The organism is Thiomicrorhabdus sp. 6S3-12, assembly GCF_017571475.1.
GTDB lineage: Bacteria > Pseudomonadota > Gammaproteobacteria > Thiomicrospirales > Thiomicrospiraceae > Thiomicrorhabdus.
Map to the genome: position 1 here is coordinate 253479 of NZ_JAGETW010000002.1, position 15916 is coordinate 269394.

16 protein-coding genes are annotated in these 15916 nt (G+C 51.8%); 8 read left to right on the top strand and 8 right to left on the bottom strand.

Annotated features, from left to right (window positions below; genetic code table 11):
- Positions 1-55: 55 nt before the first annotated feature.
- Positions 56-778: a M48 family metallopeptidase gene (locus tag J3999_RS04130; RefSeq protein ID WP_208126693.1), complete on the bottom strand. Its 723-nt coding sequence runs from the start codon at positions 776-778 to the stop codon at positions 56-58.
- A gap of 63 nt (positions 779-841) precedes the next feature.
- Between J3999_RS04130 and J3999_RS04135 the strand changes: the two genes are divergently transcribed.
- The 4 genes from J3999_RS04135 (at position 842) to J3999_RS04150 (ending at position 3973) form a co-directional block, all read left to right on the top strand.
- Positions 842-1756 (top strand): RluA family pseudouridine synthase, encoded by a 915-nt coding sequence (locus tag J3999_RS04135; RefSeq protein WP_208126694.1) that lies wholly within the window; start codon positions 842-844, stop codon positions 1754-1756.
- Between the two features lie 108 nt (positions 1757-1864).
- Positions 1865-2272 carry an HIRAN domain-containing protein gene (locus tag J3999_RS04140; protein WP_208126695.1) on the top strand — a complete coding sequence of 136 codons (408 nt, stop codon included), beginning with the start codon at positions 1865-1867 and terminating at the stop codon, positions 2270-2272.
- A gap of 69 nt (positions 2273-2341) precedes the next feature.
- On the top strand, positions 2342-3223 hold the full coding sequence (locus tag J3999_RS04145) for a 3'-5' exonuclease (protein WP_208126696.1): 882 nt from the start codon (positions 2342-2344) through the stop codon (positions 3221-3223).
- Positions 3224-3430: 207 nt separating this feature from the next.
- A complete protein-coding gene (locus tag J3999_RS04150) occupies positions 3431-3973 on the top strand; it encodes a cytochrome b (protein WP_208126697.1) in 543 nt (180 codons plus the stop codon).
- An 82-nt stretch (positions 3974-4055) separates the two neighbouring features.
- Here the strand turns inward: J3999_RS04150 and J3999_RS04155 are convergent, their stop codons facing one another.
- The 6 genes from J3999_RS04155 to J3999_RS04180 all read right to left on the bottom strand — a co-directional run bounded on the left by J3999_RS04155 (position 4056) and on the right by J3999_RS04180 (position 11020).
- Positions 4056-4433: a diacylglycerol kinase gene (locus J3999_RS04155; RefSeq protein WP_208126698.1), complete on the bottom strand. Its 378-nt coding sequence runs from the start codon at positions 4431-4433 to the stop codon at positions 4056-4058.
- Positions 4434-4445: 12 nt separating this feature from the next.
- Positions 4446-6290: a gamma-glutamyltransferase gene (gene ggt, locus J3999_RS04160; RefSeq protein ID WP_243755297.1), complete on the bottom strand. Its 1845-nt coding sequence runs from the start codon at positions 6288-6290 to the stop codon at positions 4446-4448.
- A 69-nt stretch (positions 6291-6359) separates the two neighbouring features.
- On the bottom strand, positions 6360-7469 hold the full coding sequence (locus tag J3999_RS04165; RefSeq protein ID WP_208126699.1) for a glycosyltransferase family 1 protein: 1110 nt from the start codon (positions 7467-7469) through the stop codon (positions 6360-6362).
- A gap of 86 nt (positions 7470-7555) precedes the next feature.
- Positions 7556-8215 (bottom strand): 2OG-Fe(II) oxygenase, encoded by a 660-nt coding sequence (locus tag J3999_RS04170; RefSeq protein WP_208126700.1) that lies wholly within the window; start codon positions 8213-8215, stop codon positions 7556-7558.
- 137 nt (positions 8216-8352) lie between these two features.
- Positions 8353-10401 carry a M48 family metallopeptidase gene (locus tag J3999_RS04175; protein ID WP_208126701.1) on the bottom strand — a complete coding sequence of 683 codons (2049 nt, stop codon included), beginning with the start codon at positions 10399-10401 and terminating at the stop codon, positions 8353-8355.
- Between the two features lie 25 nt (positions 10402-10426).
- Positions 10427-11020 carry a LemA family protein gene (locus J3999_RS04180; RefSeq protein ID WP_208126702.1) on the bottom strand — a complete coding sequence of 198 codons (594 nt, stop codon included), beginning with the start codon at positions 11018-11020 and terminating at the stop codon, positions 10427-10429.
- A gap of 223 nt (positions 11021-11243) precedes the next feature.
- Here J3999_RS04180 and J3999_RS04185 point away from each other — a divergent pair, with 223 nt between their 5' ends.
- The gene (locus tag J3999_RS04185; RefSeq protein ID WP_208126703.1) at positions 11244-11879 is read left to right on the top strand and encodes a YSC84-related protein; all 636 of its coding nucleotides are present in this window, start codon (positions 11244-11246) and stop codon (positions 11877-11879) included.
- Between the two features lie 66 nt (positions 11880-11945).
- On the opposite strand, the gene J3999_RS04190 is transcribed toward J3999_RS04185, so the two are convergent.
- A complete protein-coding gene (locus tag J3999_RS04190) occupies positions 11946-12224 on the bottom strand; it encodes a peptidylprolyl isomerase (protein WP_208126704.1) in 279 nt (92 codons plus the stop codon).
- Positions 12225-12411: 187 nt separating this feature from the next.
- On the opposite strand from J3999_RS04190, the gene J3999_RS04195 reads away from it, so the two are divergent.
- From J3999_RS04195 to J3999_RS04205, 3 genes are all read left to right on the top strand, one after another.
- A complete protein-coding gene (locus J3999_RS04195) occupies positions 12412-13476 on the top strand; it encodes a hydroxymethylglutaryl-CoA reductase (protein ID WP_208126705.1) in 1065 nt (354 codons plus the stop codon).
- A gap of 18 nt (positions 13477-13494) precedes the next feature.
- Positions 13495-14562, top strand: coding sequence for a type 2 isopentenyl-diphosphate Delta-isomerase (gene fni, locus J3999_RS04200; protein WP_208126706.1), 1068 nt, complete (start codon positions 13495-13497; stop codon positions 14560-14562).
- Between the two features lie 120 nt (positions 14563-14682).
- Positions 14683-15867 carry a hydroxymethylglutaryl-CoA synthase gene (locus tag J3999_RS04205; protein ID WP_208126707.1) on the top strand — a complete coding sequence of 395 codons (1185 nt, stop codon included), beginning with the start codon at positions 14683-14685 and terminating at the stop codon, positions 15865-15867.
- Positions 15868-15916: the final 49 nt, after the last annotated feature.

A 15916-nucleotide genomic window follows, 5' to 3' on the forward strand; every position in this document is an offset into this window, starting at 1 on the left:
ATTCGTCTAGGTAATAAGCGGAAAGGAAGAATGAAGAAAATATTCCTTCCTTAGTTTACTCAGCCAAAAACAACATCATTTGCCCACCATTTTGTTTTAGATAGGTTTTGGCTTGCGGGGTTTTGGGATAATGGGATTGCACCAGCGACCAGAAGTCGCGAGAGTGGTTGGGGTGAACGAGATGGGCGAGTTCATGGACGATGACATAGTCCACCACCCATTCGGGGGCTTGCAGCAGTTTCCAGTTGAATTGCACCAGCCCGCGCCGGTGGTAGCAGTTGCCCCAGCAGGATTTATAGTTTTTTACCTTGATCTGTTTGGGCGCCAGCTGCATCTGCTCGGCATAGAAGGCCACTTTCGGATGCAGATAAGCTTGCGCTTCTTTGATCAGTCCGCTTTCCAGTTCTGCGAGTTCGCATTCAATCCGGCGTTTCTGACCGAGCCAGAAAAATTCCGAACCTTGCTGCAGCGGTACGTTTTCTTGCTGTTGCACCCGGTTGTGAATTTTCGGTTCGTGGCGATCAATAAAAGCCTGCAGATCGGCGTGATGACTTTGCAGCATGGAACGCACTTTTTTCGGCGAGACGTTTTGCGGACAATAGAGCTTCCAGCCCTCTTGCAGATATTTCAGGCCGATCGAGCGGTTGCGACGGGTATATTTAATGGTGACCTGCGTCGGCTCGTTATTAACCTGCATCGGCCAGTGTTGCGGATATTCCTCTTGCGGAGCCGCCTTATTGGCAAGTTTGTCGACTAATTTTCTGGCAAAATGTGACATTCAAAACTCTGTGTAATCCGTTACGCTAACTTCATTCAAACTGACGCCTGACTATATTACCTTATGACCGATGCAAAAAACGTCCACCTGTCTGAAAATACGGTTTCCGATAACCGGCATTTTCAGGTAACTGCCGATCACGAAGCAAGCGCTCTGGAGTTGTTGGCACAAGCCTGCCCTTTCAGTAAGGCGAAACTGAAAGACTTTGCGCAGAAAGGCGCGATCTGGCTCAGTCACGGCGGTAAAAAGGCCGAAGCGATTCGCCGCTTGAAGCGCACCTTAAAACTCGGTCAGCAGCTTGACCTATACTACAACCCAAAACTGTTGCAACAGCCTCTGCTCGGCGAGGAGTTTCAGGCGACACTGATCAAGGATTTCGGCGCTTATTCGGTCTGGTTTAAACCGCGCGGCATGCTGTCGCAGGGCAGTAAATACGGCGATTTTCAGAGTCTTCCGCGCTGGATCGAACTGCGCTCGGAGTTACTGTTTGGGCAGATTCGCCAATGCTGGCAGATTCACCGTCTGGACCGCGCGACCGAAGGGCTGATGCTGATTGCGCACAATAAAAAAACCGCGGCGGCTCTGACTCGACTGTTTGAAGAAAAGCAGATTCACAAAACCTATCTGGCCAATGTCTGGGGCGCACCGGAGCAATCCGAATGGAGTTGCCTCGAACCGATCGACGGCAAAAAAGCGATCAGTCATTTCAAACTGATCAGCCGTTCGCAAATCGATGGACAAGCGGTCAGTCGTATCGAGATAGCTATCGAAACCGGCCGCAAGCACCAGATCCGCAAACATCTGGCCTCGGCGAATCTGCCGATTATCGGCGACCGCCTGTACGGCAATGCACAATTGAATAAGCAATACGATTTTGATCTGCAACTGAGCGCCTATAAACTGCGTTGGATCTGTCCGATTAATCATGACGAACAAACCATCCAGCTTTCCGACGAACTCCTGACGTTGATCGACTAACGCAAAGCGGATTTTGCCTTTCAGCCAGCGCCTCAACCATTGCATATTTGCAATTATTTAACCGCGGTTTTAAAGTAGTTATCACTCCGATAACCACAGTGATTGCCAATGCGATTGACTCTGCGCTTTCCAATTAAAGGACTGTATTACTACGCCGCCGACGCGCTCTGGCCGCATTTTAGCACTGGGAAACACTTCAAAATACAGACCGAACCGGACAATCCTTACGATGCCAATGCGGTACAACTGCTGTGGCGAACCTCGGAAACAAGTGCGCTGATCGGCTATATTCCGCGACAACTGGCTAAAATCCTCGCGCAGATCTACAGCGCCAACGAGATCGAAAATCTCGACAACCGCATCAGCTTTCTGTGGCAACAGGGAAAATGGCAGGAAATCGAACTGCAAATGACGCTCGACCTTCCGTGGCATAAGGCCTTGGAATCGGTTCTGCTGTCGCTGTGGCTGCGCAAAAAACACCAGTGGCAGCGCTTTCGTCGCAAGAAAAGTCGCTAATGACTTTACGAAGCCTGCGTGAATCTGCAACAATTCACCGCATAATTTTTGTAAATCAAGAGATTCCAAATGAGCGATAACGCCTCACTCGCACAATGTGCCCAACTGTTAAACCAGTCCGATGATTATCAGGTTCTGCGCAAACTCAAAGCAACCGAACAGTTCAATGTTCCGCAACAGGAAAACTATCATCGCGTCTGCGTCATTGATACCGAAACCACCGGTCTGAATACGGCCGAGTGCGAAATTATCGAGCTCGGTTATCAGATTATCGAGTTTGACAGTCAGGGGCACTTCTACCGCGTACTGGCCGCCAAAAACTTCCTTAACGAACCGGAAGGTGAAATCACCCCGGAAGTCACTAAGGTCACCGGCTTGACCATGGAAGACGTTGCCGGACATCAGATTCCCTGGGATCAGGTCGCCGACGACATCGCCCAAGCGCAACTGTGCGTGGCGCATAATGCCGCTTTCGACCGTCCGGTGCTGGAACGCTACCACGATGTTTTTGTCGACAAAATCTGGGGCTGCTCGGTAGTACAGATTGACTGGGAAGCACTGACCGATGTCGGTTCGCGCTCGCAGGAATTTCTGTGCTGGAAGATCGGCCAGTTTTTCTACGGAGCGCACCGTGCACTGGACGACGTTCAGGCGCTTTCCGAACTGCTTTCGCAAGCGGTCGGCGAAGCGAAAATGCCGGCCTTCCACTATCTGCTGAAAAAAATCCGCGTTGCCAAATCGATTATTCAGGCAACCGGCGCGCCTTTCGATATCAAGGATCAGCTGCGCAGTCGCGGTTACCGCTGGGATGCCAGTTTAAGAGTGTGGAAAAAGCTGATTGACGACGATCAATTGGAGACAGAAACCGTCTGGCTGGCGGAAAACTCGACCCCGAATCCGACGATCAACAAACTTAAAGCGACCGATACCTTCTCGATTCGCGCGCAATAGCCCTTTCCTGCTGGCAAGCGTGCCGCCAATCCCGGAGAGGCGATATCTTTACCGCCTCTCGCAAAACCCGACCGATCCTCACACGGGACATAAGTCCCATATCTCTTGAGCACGCTTAAGAATGCCTTTCACTAGGCTATTTGTCGATTGCTTTTCGCCGTAAAGTGGCGCCAAATAACAGAACCTTAAATGACAGGGAGAAGTTATATGCAGTGGTTAAACAATCTGGAGCGTTATGGACTCCTGTCGATTTTTCTGCACTGGGTCATGGTTGTTTTGATTGCACTGGCGTATCTGTCGATCGAACTCGAAGATATCTTCGATAAAGGCTCTGCGGGCAGAGAGTTTATGGAGTACAGCCATTTTGTCATCGGCCTCTCGGTACTGACTCTGGTCTTATTCCGCCTGCTGGTTAAATGGCTGCAGCAATCGCCGGTGCTCCCGGGCGATCCGAATTCCATGCAAACCAAGGCTGCCGGCGGCGTACATATCGGTCTGTATCTGTTTATGGTGCTTATGCCGCTTTTTGGCTGGCTGATTATCAGTGCCGAAGGCGAACAGGTTATGATTTTCGGTTCCCAGCTGCCGAATTTAATCGGCGAGAGTCATAATGCTGCGGAATTCTTTGAAGAGGTGCACGAGCTGGTCGGAAACCTGGGCTATTTTATTATCGGGATTCACGCTCTGGCAGCGCTGTGGCACCACTACATTCTGCGCGACGATGTCCTGCGTCGCATGCTGTGGAAATAAATTCCGGCCCGCAAAAGCAGACTGACCAAATGGTCATAATCTGAGAAGGCGACAGAGATCGGCATAGACAGGCATCGGGTCGCTATAAACCGCCCATGATTTTCGAAATCAAAAAGCCCGCCCAGACAACGGCGGCGATAAAGAACGACAGAAAGACCGCCGCCGAAGCCTGATCTTTCGCCCTGCCCGAGAGCTTGTGATAATCGTCGCCGATCCGATCGACGGTCGACTCAATGGCGGTATTGAGCAGCTCTACCAGTAAAACGATCATCAGTACCGCGATCAGAATGGCTCGTTCAAAGGCGCTTTCGCCGATCCAGAAAGCCAGCGGCAGCAGCAGTACAAACAGGATCACCTCCTGACGGAAAGCCGCCTCATGTTTCCAGGTCGATTTAAACCCTTTCCAGGAATAACCTGCGGCGTGAACAACCCGTTTGAAACCGCTGTGCGGTGATTTCATAGTCTTTCCTTTTTATTCAAGCACTTTTGCCTGACCGCGGCCGCGCCAGTCGGCCGCCGCCTGCCAGCCATCTTCGCCACGCCAGATCAGCTGTACATCGCCGAGATAGTTATTGCGCTTAAGCTGATAGCCCATCAGCGCCAGGTCCTCTTTAACCTCATCGGCAAGATCCGGGTGATAAACAATCAGGTCTTTCGGCAGCAATTGATGATGCACCCGCGGTGCATCGACCGCCTGCTGAGCGTTCATGTTTTCGTGATACAGATTAATCAGCGTCTGGAAGACTGAGGTAATAATCGTCGAACCGCCCGGCGTACCGACGACCGTTTCGACTTTACCGTTTTTGAGCACCAGCGTCGGAGACATCGAAGAGAGCATGCGTTTCTGCGGCGCAACTTCGTTGGCCTTGCCGCCAACCACGCCAAACAGATTAGCCACCCCCGGTTTGGTCGAGAAATCGTCCATTTCGTTATTCATTAAGAACCCGGCCCCGTCAATGACTACGCCGTTGCCGAACGGCATATTCAAAGTATAGGTATTGGAAACCGCATTCCCGTATGGGTCAATAATCGAAAAGTGCGTCGTTTCCGGCGATTCGATTTTTCCCGGACGGATCGCTTCGGTTTTGGAAATGGCTTCGAAATTAACTTCCTGTGCCCGGTTTTTCAGATAGTCGGCGGATAACAGCGTGTCAATCGGCACTTCGAAAAAGTCGCTATCGCCGAGATATTCGGCACGGTCGGCGTACACCCGTTTTTCCAGCTCGGCGTAAAAATGCGCTTTAACGACCGTTTTCGGAAGCCCGGCATGCTCGGCGTGGGCCAAAGCGTCCTGATATTCGGGCTGTAGAAATTCATACATTTTCAACAGCTGGCCGATGGCGATTCCGCCGGAACTCGGCGGCGGCGCGGAGACGACTTCTCGACCGAACCACTCGACCTTCACCGGCTCACGCCATTTCGCCTGATAGGCATTCAAATCCTCTAAGGTAATCAAACCGCCGTTGGCCTGATACTGTTTTGCCATCAGCTCGGCCGTTTTTCCCTGATAAAACCCCTGCGCGCCTTTATCGGCAATTCGCTGTAATGTCTGCGCCAGCTCCGGCTGCTTGAATGTTTTCCCGGCTTCAAGCTGAGCAAAGTAGCGATTGAAGTTAAGCGGTTCCTGACTCTTATCTGCTACCCATTGCTGATACCATGCTCGGGTTTTTGCCAGATGTTCGGAGACGACAAAACCGTTGGCGGCCGCATCGATCGCCGGCTGCAAAAGTCGTTGCCACGACAGAGAACCGAATTTGCTATGCGCCTGCCACAATCCCATTACCGTGCCCGGAACACCGGAAGCCGCATAACCCACAAGAGACTTATAAGGTATCACTTCGCCCTTTTCGTCCAGATAAAGATCGCGAAAAGCCGCCTGAGGAGCCATTTCACGGTAATCCAGAAACCACGGCTGCTTACTTTCGCCCTGTCCCATCGCCAGAGTCATAAAGCCGCCCCCGCCAAGGTTGCCCGCTTCCGGATAGGTCACGGCCAGCATAAAGCCGGCTGCTACCGCGGCATCAACGGCATTCCCGCCGTCGGCAAAAACCTTCTCGACCACCTGCGCACTGTAAGTGTCCGGCATCGCATAGGCGCCTTTAAAAACACCTTTTTGCACGGTCGATGCGGAGTGATTGACCCGCGTCTCTGACGTTTGCTGGAATTTGGAGGGCACAGACATCAGATCCTGAGCATGAACGCTCAAGGAAGACAGCGACAAGGCGGTCGCCAGAGCAGCGGATGCAACAGCGGAAGTCAGCAGAGCAAAGAATCCGGTCGGCAGAGGTTTTTGATTTGGTAATGAGGAGATTTTCATAGCAACAATATTCGGTTAACAGACGTTGCCCATTATTCACGCTTGCCGGACAATTGCCAAACCTTATGCTCAAAAAACATCGGTAATCTTTGCCAGATGTGCGGTGAATTGTTCGCTGGCCGAACGCCAGTTAAAGTTATCCACCGATTGCGCAATCCTGTGAGTATCTTTGAGTCGCAGAGCCTGCTCAATGGCGTAGTGCAGATCGTCATCGAGAAAACCGTTCACCCCATTGCGGACGCTGTCTTTCGGGCCGGTCACATTAAACGCCGCAACCGGCGTACCGCAGGCCATGGCCTCGATATTGACGACGCCGAAAGTATCGGTCAGCGACGGAAAAACAAAAACATCCGCTGCCGCATAGCATTTCGCCAACTCGGCTCCTTTCTTTTTCCCCAGAAACTTAACCTGTGGATAAGTTGTTTGTAACTCGGATAACAGCGGGCCGTCGCCGACAACAATTTTAGTTCCGGGAATATCCAGATCAAGAAAAGCCTGAATGTTTTTTTCCGGCGCAACGCGGCCGACATACAGCAGAAAAGGTCGCGACCAATTGCCGTCGAACGGAAAGTCCGCCTCAAGTTCATCCACCTCATACAGCCGGAAAATCTGGCGATCAACCCCTCTGCTCATAATCTCCACCGGAGAAAAACCCTGCTCTTCAAGCTCTTCGCGAATCGATAGCGCCGGAACAAAGGTGGTCTGCGCCGGTTGGTGAAAACGGTATAGCAGTTTGTAAATCCATTTTTCGGAAATAAACGGTAAACGCTGACGGATATACTGGGGATATTTGGTGTGGTAGGCGGTGGTAAAAGGCCAGTTATTTTTCAACGCCAGCGCGCGTACTTTCCATCCCAGCGTGCCTTCGGTCGCGATATGAATCGCATCCGGCTGAAAAGCGCGAATGCGCGCTTCCAGATCCGGCGCGCGCGTCACCAGACGGATTTCCGGATAGGTCGGCAGAGGAAAGGTCTTATAGTTTTCCGGATTGATGACCTCGACGGCCATACCCTGAAGACGCAGTTCTTCGATCAGATGCGATAAAGTCGTGACGACCCCGTTGACCTGAGGGTACCAGGCATCCGTCACCAGAAGCAGTCTGCGGATTGTTTTATCCGACGCCGCTACGGCAGAAAGCGTAAAGGTTTCGTCAGGAGCGAAAAATCTTGAATTAAGCATAGGGCGCTGAACTCAATTAATAAATTGGGTTCAGCTTAGCGAGAGCAGATGACAGTTTGATTAAACAATTAAGAAAACTGTGCGGCTTATTTTGCCGGATCGATCTGTCCGCCGAGACTGTTATTGCAGCGGAACCAGCCGGCAATACTGACACGCGGCTGTTGTGTCGGCAAGACTTCGTGCGGAAGGTTTTCACTCATAAAGATCGCCAGACGCCCAATTTGCGGCGTGACACTGGCCAGAACGGTTTGCTGCTGATCATCGTCCGGATAAAGAAGCAGCTCTCCGCCCCACTGTTTATCCCATTCAGGATTAAGATACAGTACCGTCGTCAGGATACGGTTGGCCGCGCCTTTAAAGCTGTCTCTGTGACGCTTATAAAAATCGCCTTTATCGTACAGCGCAAAATGCGCCTCGTATTCAAACAGGCCGAGGAAAAGCGCCCGGTTGATCTGAAACTGCAGTTCGGCCATCATTTTCAGATAGAGAATCTGCGAGGTGGTATTACCGTCCAGCCATTTAATCTTATCGCGGCGAACGTCGCTTTTCAGTTGATGATCGTCACCGCGCCCGATGCCGGCTTTGTACATCTCACCTTCCTGTTCGAGCTGTTGAACTTCGTTCAACAGAGCCAGACACAGAGCTTGCGGAATAGCATCATCCCAGATATAAAACCCCTGCTCCACCAGAGAGTCGAGCATCTCATTTAACAGAGACTCTTGCCACTGCCAATCAAAAGCTTCCATTTTCCGCCTAACCCGATTATAAAAAGTGCGCGAATTATGCGCCTAAGCCACTGTTTTGGCAATAAAAATCGAATCGAAAAATGGCTGTTTTTCAAGCCGGGGATAAAACGGCCAATAAGGCGCCCTGCAAAGGGAATCTAGTGTGAAGAGGAAGGTCTCTGTTCAAGTGTGGTTTGCAAAGTGAATCGGGGCAATGGCGCTTCGAGATTAAGGGCAATGGCCAGAATCAGTTCTTCTTCCGCTTCGGTCAGGACTCCGTCTTTTTCCACCAGCGCCACCATCGCCTTAAGCAGTTCGCCTTTCAGCGTCCAATCCAGCTGTTGAAGGCGATTCACGGCCCGTTGGACCTGTTGCTCGTCAAGTTGCTCGGTGGGGATCAGCGGTATCGCTTCGATATCATGAATACCGAGCAGAGATAGTGCGTGCCGATAATCGTTTTCCGGAACGGCGCTTAGAGCAATCCGTCGGCTCATATAGGAAAACAGCAACTGCAATTCAGGCTGCACAATGCGCCAGCGGCGAATACGACTGCGTGCAACTTGCTTTAATCCCAGATTAGCCTGCAGATAGTGATTAATCAATCCGAGTAACGCCGTTTCAAAGAGGGTCACCTTGCGGTCAAACGCCACCGTTTCATCAAGCAGTTCAGCAAACTGCCGGTACTGAACCTCGGACAGTACTTTTAGCGCCGGCATCCCAAGTTCGATTAACAGCAGGCGGTTGATTTGTCCAAGCGACTGCAAACGCTGTAGTTGCTGAATGACCAGCGAATCCAACCCGTCAATCGAACGCCAATGTTGCTTATTTTCAGCATTCAACTGGGCTGCAAACTCTGCGACTAAAGACGGCGCCGAATAAGCTTTATCATGCAGTGCGCCATATTGTCTGGCGAGCAACACCGCAAAAACCAGTGCCATCGCATCCAAGGGTTCATTGAGCGAGGCCAAAAGTGCTTCGAGCTGCGCTTTTTGCGAGGTTCCGGGTTCTTTTCCGTTCTGTGTCAGCAAAGGTAAAAGCAGCGCCAGATTCTGCACAGACTCCAGCTGCAGGTCTGTGAGCGGATTTCCTGTTAAAGCTTTGGCGGCGGCTGAGGATGAATCGTCATCACTCTGTTCTGCATCGAAGTGCGTATTGGTTTCATGCAGCGGAAGCCCTTCCAGCGTTTCGCCGTTCCAGTTCGGGTAAATACGCTGTAAACGTTCTTCAAGCGGCGGATGGGTCGCATACCAGTGAAAACGTTTGAATAACGCCTGAGCAAAAAACAGGTGCGCCACTTCTTCGAGATTATCCGCCCGCAGATAAGAGCGCCCCTGAGCATGAGCCAGGACTTTTAAAGCCCCGCCGATGCCATCCGGGTTGCGGGTAAACTGCAAAGAGCTGGCATCGGCCAGAAACTCCCTCTGACGGCTGATTCCCGCCTGCAGAAGACGCGAGAAAATTTCGCCGAACCAACCCAGAAAACGCAGCAGCAAACCGACCAGAACAATCACCCCGCCGCTGCGGTTACTTCTGCGCGACGAGTGGTAACGTCGTCGCCCCGGCGACAGAAAGCGCCCGACCGAGCCGATAAACTCGATACCGTGCAACAGCATAATCAGACGAAGATTAAGACGCATATCGCCATTGAGAATATGGCTGAACTCGTGCCCGATAACGCCTTGCAACTGATCGCGGTTAAGCCGTTCCAGAGCGCCGCGGGTCACGGTAATGACTGCATCCGAGGGGTACAGACCTGCGGCAAAGGCGTTGATGGAGGTTTCCTCGGGCAGCAGATAGAGCTGCGGCACTGGCATATTGGCGGCAATCGCCATTTCCTGAACGATATTTAACGCCCGTCGCTGCAGCGGATGCTGGCTGTTCTGCGGCACCAGACGTGCTCCGAGCTGAACGGCGACCGCCTCCCCTCCTTTGGATAATTCACGCCCTTTAAGATAGGAACTCAGCGCCGCGCCGAAGAAAATGAATCCGCTCATGCCAAGCAAGATCGGCCAGTTATCCAAGGTATAAACTGAACCCGCCAGATACTGCGAATCGAGCCGGATTGCATGCGCGCCGGTAAAAAGCGGAATCAGCAGCATCAATACCAGAGAACTGAGAACGGAAATAAACAGCAGGATCATGACATACCAGAACACCAGCCAGCGTGTCCGGCTTCGGGCCTGATCCTGTGCGCCGAAAAAATCCATGCTTTACACTTTCAGCAACTGAAGGCTAGAACTGAACTTTCGGTGCCTGCTGAATCTGTTCCTTATCGACAAATTCCAAAAGCGTGGCATCGAGCGGATGACCGAAAGTCGCCGCAAACAGAATCGGCGGAAAACTCTGACGATAGGCGTTATAGAACATCACCGCGTCATTGAACGCCTGTCGGGCAAAAGCGATGCGGTTTTCGGTGGAAGAGAGTTCTTCATTGAGCTGCATCATGGTCTGGTTGGTTTTCAAATCGGGATAGGCTTCAACCAGAACATTAAAGCCGCTCAGGGAACTTTGCAGTTTCGCTTCGGCCTGCTGGAAGTTCTGCATCGCCTTTGCATCACCGGGATTGTTGGCGGCCTGCTGCAGCGCGGCGTGCGCGAGATTACGCGCCGCAATCACTTCCGTCAGCGTCTGGCGCTCGTGCTGCATCGCCTGCTTGGCCACTTCGATCAGATTGGGAATCAGGTCGTAGCGACGTTTCATCTGCACATCAATTTGCGCGAACGCATTCTGATAACGGTTTTTCAGTTTGACCAGCTGATTGTAGATCACGATCAGGTACAGAGCGATCGCGATAATAATAAAAAGAATCACCAGCAAGGTTGTCATAAGCGCCTCATATTCTTAACATTTTTCAATTCAAATCAGAATACTCAACGGCATGGAAATTCACAAGCACCCCCGCTCGAAAAGTTGGTCTGGCGCAACTTGTACACACCCCCGACTACCTAAAGTCTTAAGCGAATAGTCATGCTTAAAAGTGCGCAAACCGGACAGGCTTCATATTAGAATGTGACAAACGCAGTTTTCAACTTGAAAAAGGATCAACGCAATGAAATTAAAATCATGGATTCAAAGTGCTCTTCTGGTAACGGTCTGTTCCCTTGGCGCCCAGACTCCGGTCATGGCCGAAGACGATGTCGATTCAGCCGACTCCGACGGCCAGTTCATCAAGCGCACCACGGACAAGGATTATGATGAAACCATCCGCGCCTTTAAGAACGCCCCTAAATCCGCGGCATTTTTCGATCACGCCTACGGCTATGCTATTTTTCCAGTTGTCGGTAAGGTCGGTTTTGTCATCGGCGGTGCTTACGGCGAAGGACGCGTCTATAAACAGGGCAACTTTACCGGTATGACGAAATTGACTCAGGCTTCACTCGGCTTTCAGTTCGGCGGACAGGCGTACAGCGAAATCATCTTTTTCCAGGATCAGCGCGCTTATGACGAATTCGTCAGCGGCAGCTTTGAATTCGGCGCTCAAGCCTCTGCGGTGGTCATTACCGCCGGTGTTTCCGGAGAAGCCTCAACCAAAGGGACTTCCGCAACCGCTAATGCCGGAGACAAATACGTCGCCGCCGACGGTCAGTACTACAAAGGCATGGCCGTATTTAATCTGGTCAAAGCCGGTCTGATGTACGAAGCGGCAATCAGCGGTCAGAAATTCAGTTTCGACCCGGCTCACTAAGCAAAATCAGCCGAAAACAAAAAAGCCGCATTTAAGCGGCTTTTCTTTTTCTGAAGGCAATCTCAATTAACTGCGGCTGGTCACTTCAACCAAATGATAGCCGAACTGAGTTTTAACCGGCCCTTCCACTGAACCGATATCGGCGCTAAACACAACCTTATCGAATTCCGGAACCATCATGCCCGGACCGAACTGTCCAAGGTCGCCACCGTTTTGACCGGACGGACACTGAGAATTGGCTTTGGCCACTTCCGCGAAGTCTGCTCCGTCAAGAATCTGCTGCTTTAATTCATTACATTTTTCTTCGCTGTCTACCAGAATGTGGCGTGCGGTTGCTAAGGCCATAGTTTTTCCTTTGTCTCTTTTGTTATTGGTCAGTGATCGCCGATTTTTATATCGTTGAACGCTTTCAGGATCAATATAAGGACAAAGCACTTTTTTTCAAGCCTGTTCCTAAGCAAATCTTCCGGCGCGCAGATTCCATAAACAATTCTTTTACCCAAAATTTGAGTCAGCTTTTATAATAGCGCCTATGAAAAATAACACTGAAACCTCTACCCAGACCTTCGCCTCAATTCCGATGCAGGCCGTCGGTCCGTTCAAACTGATCGGCGATGTTGAAACCGATAATTTAATGGTTCCTATGGCGACCTATGAAACGCCGCTGTGGCCATCGGTCGCCCGCGGCGCGCGCGTTGCTGCGCACTCGGGTGGAATTCGCGTCACGGTCATCGACGAACGCATGACCCGATCCATCCTGCTTCAGGCTCCGCACGCCGGTATTGCCGCCAGACACCTGGCCTCTTTGCAGAACCGCCAAGGCGAGATGCAGGATGTCGTCAGCCAGTCGAGCCGCTTTGCCAAACTGATCGATACGCATTTTCAGGTGGTCGGCAATCTGATCTACCTGCGTCTGGAGTTCCATACCGGCGATGCTTCCGGACATAATATGGCGACCAATGCCGCCGACAAGCTGATCCCGTGGATTCTTGAAAACTATTCCGATCTGGAATATGTTTCGATCTCTGCCAACTACTGTACCGACAAAAAAGTGTCGGCGGTCAACGGCATTCTCGGTCGCGGGAAATATGTGGTCTGCGAATGTACGATTCCGGAAAAATTCTGTAAACGCTTCCTGAAAACCACACCTCAGGCTCTGGTTGATCTGCATATCAAAAAAGACCTGATCGGCAGCATCGTCTCCGGCGGTCTGCGCAGTGCCAACGCGCATGTTGCCAATATGCTGCTCGGCTTCTATCTGGCGACCGGTCAGGATGCGGCGAATATCGTTGAAGGTTCGCAGGCGATCAACCACGCCGAAGTCACGCCTGAGGGCGATCTCTACTTCTCGACCACCCTGCCGAATCTGATTGTCGGCACGGTCGGTAACGGTAAAGGGCTGGATTTTGTACTGGAAAATCTGGAACTGCTCGGCTGCAATGATCGCGACGCGGAACCGGGAGCCAATGCCCGCCGTCTGGCCTGCATTGCCGGGGCGACCGCTTTCTGCGGAGAACTCTCCCTTCTGGCGGCGCAAACCAATCCGGGCGAACTGATGCAGGCGCACATCAAACTCGAACGCGCACAACATTCATAACCGTAAGCGAAGCAGTGCATGAGCAAAGAGCCAAACCAGCAACAGCAAATTACCCAGCGCAAGCAGGATCATATCCGGGCGATTCTTGAGGATCCGCAGATCGAACGTCACAGCGACTTCGAACAGATCCGCCTGATGCACCGTGCGCTTCCGGAGATCGACTATGCTCAGGTCGACACCTCCTGCGAATTTCTCGGTAAAAAACTGCGCTTCCCGTTTTTGATCTCGTCGATGACCGGAGGCGCCGCGCAGAACCTTCAGCAGATCAACCGCCATCTGGCTGAAGCCGCTGAAAGCAGTCAGGTCGCGATGGCGGTCGGCTCGCAGCGCACCATGATTCGCAATGCTTCCGCCGAAGAAAGCTTTAAGATTCGCCAATATGCGCCGAGCATTCCGCTGATTGCCAATATCGGTGCGGTGCAGTTGAACTATGGTTTCGGAGCGGACGAAATCCGTCGGGCTGTCGATATCCTGCAGGCCGATGCGATCTATCTGCATTTGAATCCGCTGCAGGAGATCATTCAGCCGGAGGGCGACAGCAACTTCTCCGCGCTGGCGGATAAAATCGCCAAGCTGGCCGCACAGATCGAACAGCCGATTATTCTTAAGGAAGTCGGTTCCGGTTTAAGTCCTCAGGACATACAGCTCGGTTTGGATGCCGGTATAGAGTGGTTTGACCTGGCCGGCCACGGCGGTACCTCGTGGAGCCGAATCGAAGCGCACCGCTCGGACAACGATCTTGGTATCCTGCTTCAGGACTGGGGCTTAAGCACTTGCGAAAGCCTCTATCTGGCTCAGCCTTTTATCCCGCAGGCCAAACTTATCGCCAGCGGCGGAATCCGCAGCGGAATTGATATGCTCAAATCGGTTGTAATGGGCGCACGCCTGGCGGGTGTGGCCGCCCCCCTGCTACAGCCGGCAATGACCTCAAGTGACGAAGTCGCAGCCAAAATAGCACAGTTTCATCAAGAGTTTACGGCCGGACAATTCCTTCTGGGTATTGAAAAATTTGCGGATTTGCACTTTAATAGCGACCTTATTTTACAGTCGCCATGGCATAGCCTGTCGAAAAAGCGTAGCGGATAATCACCCTGGCCCCTTTTCGGTGCAGCAGGGACATAAAATAAAAGCACAAGATAAAGCCGTAATAAACCGATATAATTCTCTACTCACTTTTGATAGAGATTTCAAATTTAACTGGACATTATGAAAGTTGGTATTGATTTAATCCATTTTGCAACATCTGACTACTTCCTAGGCATGGATACCTTTGCTCGGGAAAAAGGCATCGATGTGAATAAGTTCTATATCGGTATCGGCCAAGAAAAAATGTCCATTGCTCCGCCGGACGAAGATATCGTTACTCTGGCTGCCAAGGCCGTTGAACCGATTCTGCAACAGATCGACCGCCAGGAAGTGACCGCGGTTCTGTTCGCAACGGAAACCGGAATTGACCAGTCCAAGTCAGCGGGCGTCTATCTGCATAAGCTGCTCAACCTGTCCAGCCGATGCCGTATGGTTGAACTGAAACACGCCTGCTACGCCGGAGCAGCCGGACTGCAAATGGCAACCGCAATGGTTAAGGCGAACCCGCAGGAAAAGATTCTGGTCATCGCCGCGGACATTGCCAAATACGATCAGAATTCGTCCGGCGAAGCGACTCAGGGCTGCGGTGCCGTCGGCATGCTGATCACCGCCAATCCGCGGATTATCGAAATCGAACCGGGCTCCGGTTATTTTACCGATGACGTCATGGATTTCTGGCGCCCGAACCATCGTACGACCGCGCTTGTGGACGGAAAATATTCGACCAAAGTGTATCTGAACAGCCTCAAACAGGCGTGGGAGCACTTTACCGAGCAGACCGGCCGCGTGTTTGATGACATCGATTACTTCTGTTACCACATTCCGTTCACCAAAATGGCGGAAAAGGCACACCATACACTGATCCGCAAAGTCGGAGCCAAACTGGAAAAGGCGCAGGCCGATGCCAAAACGCTTCCGGGGCAGATCTACAACCGCATTGTCGGTAACAGCTACAGTGCGTCCCTGTTTGTCGGCTTTATCTCGCTATTGGATAATGTCAAAGACCGTCTGGACAATAAGCGCGTCAGCTTTTTCAGCTACGGTTCCGGCTGCGTCGCCGAATTCTTTACCGGCATCGTTCAACCGGGCTACGACAAAGTTCTGATGAGCGAAAGTCACCGCAAACAGATCGAAGAGCGCGAAGAACTCGATTACCAGACCTATCTGGAATTTTACTATCAGACCGACTTTTCCCAGTCCAATCTGACTCTGCCGCAACACAATAAAGGCCCTTATCGCTTCTGCGGCATTGAGGACGATAAACGCATCTATTGCGCTACCAAGCAAAACAGTCAGCAAGATTAAGCGCCCCTCGGCTATAATCGCTCAATACCGGTAATAGTCGATGCGATAC

Excerpts from the sequence above, each read along its gene's own strand:
- J3999_RS04180 (WP_208126702.1), bottom strand. The coding sequence starts at position 11,020 with ATGACAACCTTGCTGGTGATTCTTTTTATTATTATCGCGATCGCTCTG.
- J3999_RS04165 (WP_208126699.1), bottom strand. The coding sequence starts at position 7,469 with ATGCTTAATTCAAGATTTTTCGCTCCTGACGAAACCTTTACGCTTTCT.
- fni (WP_208126706.1), top strand. The coding sequence starts at position 13,495 with ATGAGCAAAGAGCCAAACCAGCAACAGCAAATTACCCAGCGCAAGCAG.
- J3999_RS04195 (WP_208126705.1), top strand. The coding sequence starts at position 12,412 with ATGAAAAATAACACTGAAACCTCTACCCAGACCTTCGCCTCAATTCCG.
- J3999_RS04140 (WP_208126695.1), top strand. The coding sequence starts at position 1,865 with ATGCGATTGACTCTGCGCTTTCCAATTAAAGGACTGTATTACTACGCC.
- J3999_RS04145 (WP_208126696.1), top strand. The coding sequence starts at position 2,342 with ATGAGCGATAACGCCTCACTCGCACAATGTGCCCAACTGTTAAACCAG.
- J3999_RS04175 (WP_208126701.1), bottom strand. The coding sequence starts at position 10,401 with ATGGATTTTTTCGGCGCACAGGATCAGGCCCGAAGCCGGACACGCTGG.
- ggt (WP_243755297.1), bottom strand. The coding sequence starts at position 6,290 with ATGAAAATCTCCTCATTACCAAATCAAAAACCTCTGCCGACCGGATTC.
- J3999_RS04205 (WP_208126707.1), top strand. The coding sequence starts at position 14,683 with ATGAAAGTTGGTATTGATTTAATCCATTTTGCAACATCTGACTACTTC.
- J3999_RS04135 (WP_208126694.1), top strand. The coding sequence starts at position 842 with ATGACCGATGCAAAAAACGTCCACCTGTCTGAAAATACGGTTTCCGAT.
- J3999_RS04170 (WP_208126700.1), bottom strand. The coding sequence starts at position 8,215 with ATGGAAGCTTTTGATTGGCAGTGGCAAGAGTCTCTGTTAAATGAGATG.
- J3999_RS04150 (WP_208126697.1), top strand. The coding sequence starts at position 3,431 with ATGCAGTGGTTAAACAATCTGGAGCGTTATGGACTCCTGTCGATTTTT.
- J3999_RS04185 (WP_208126703.1), top strand. The coding sequence starts at position 11,244 with ATGAAATTAAAATCATGGATTCAAAGTGCTCTTCTGGTAACGGTCTGT.
- J3999_RS04130 (WP_208126693.1), bottom strand. The coding sequence starts at position 778 with ATGTCACATTTTGCCAGAAAATTAGTCGACAAACTTGCCAATAAGGCG.
- J3999_RS04155 (WP_208126698.1), bottom strand. The coding sequence starts at position 4,433 with ATGAAATCACCGCACAGCGGTTTCAAACGGGTTGTTCACGCCGCAGGT.
- J3999_RS04190 (WP_208126704.1), bottom strand. The coding sequence starts at position 12,224 with ATGGCCTTAGCAACCGCACGCCACATTCTGGTAGACAGCGAAGAAAAA.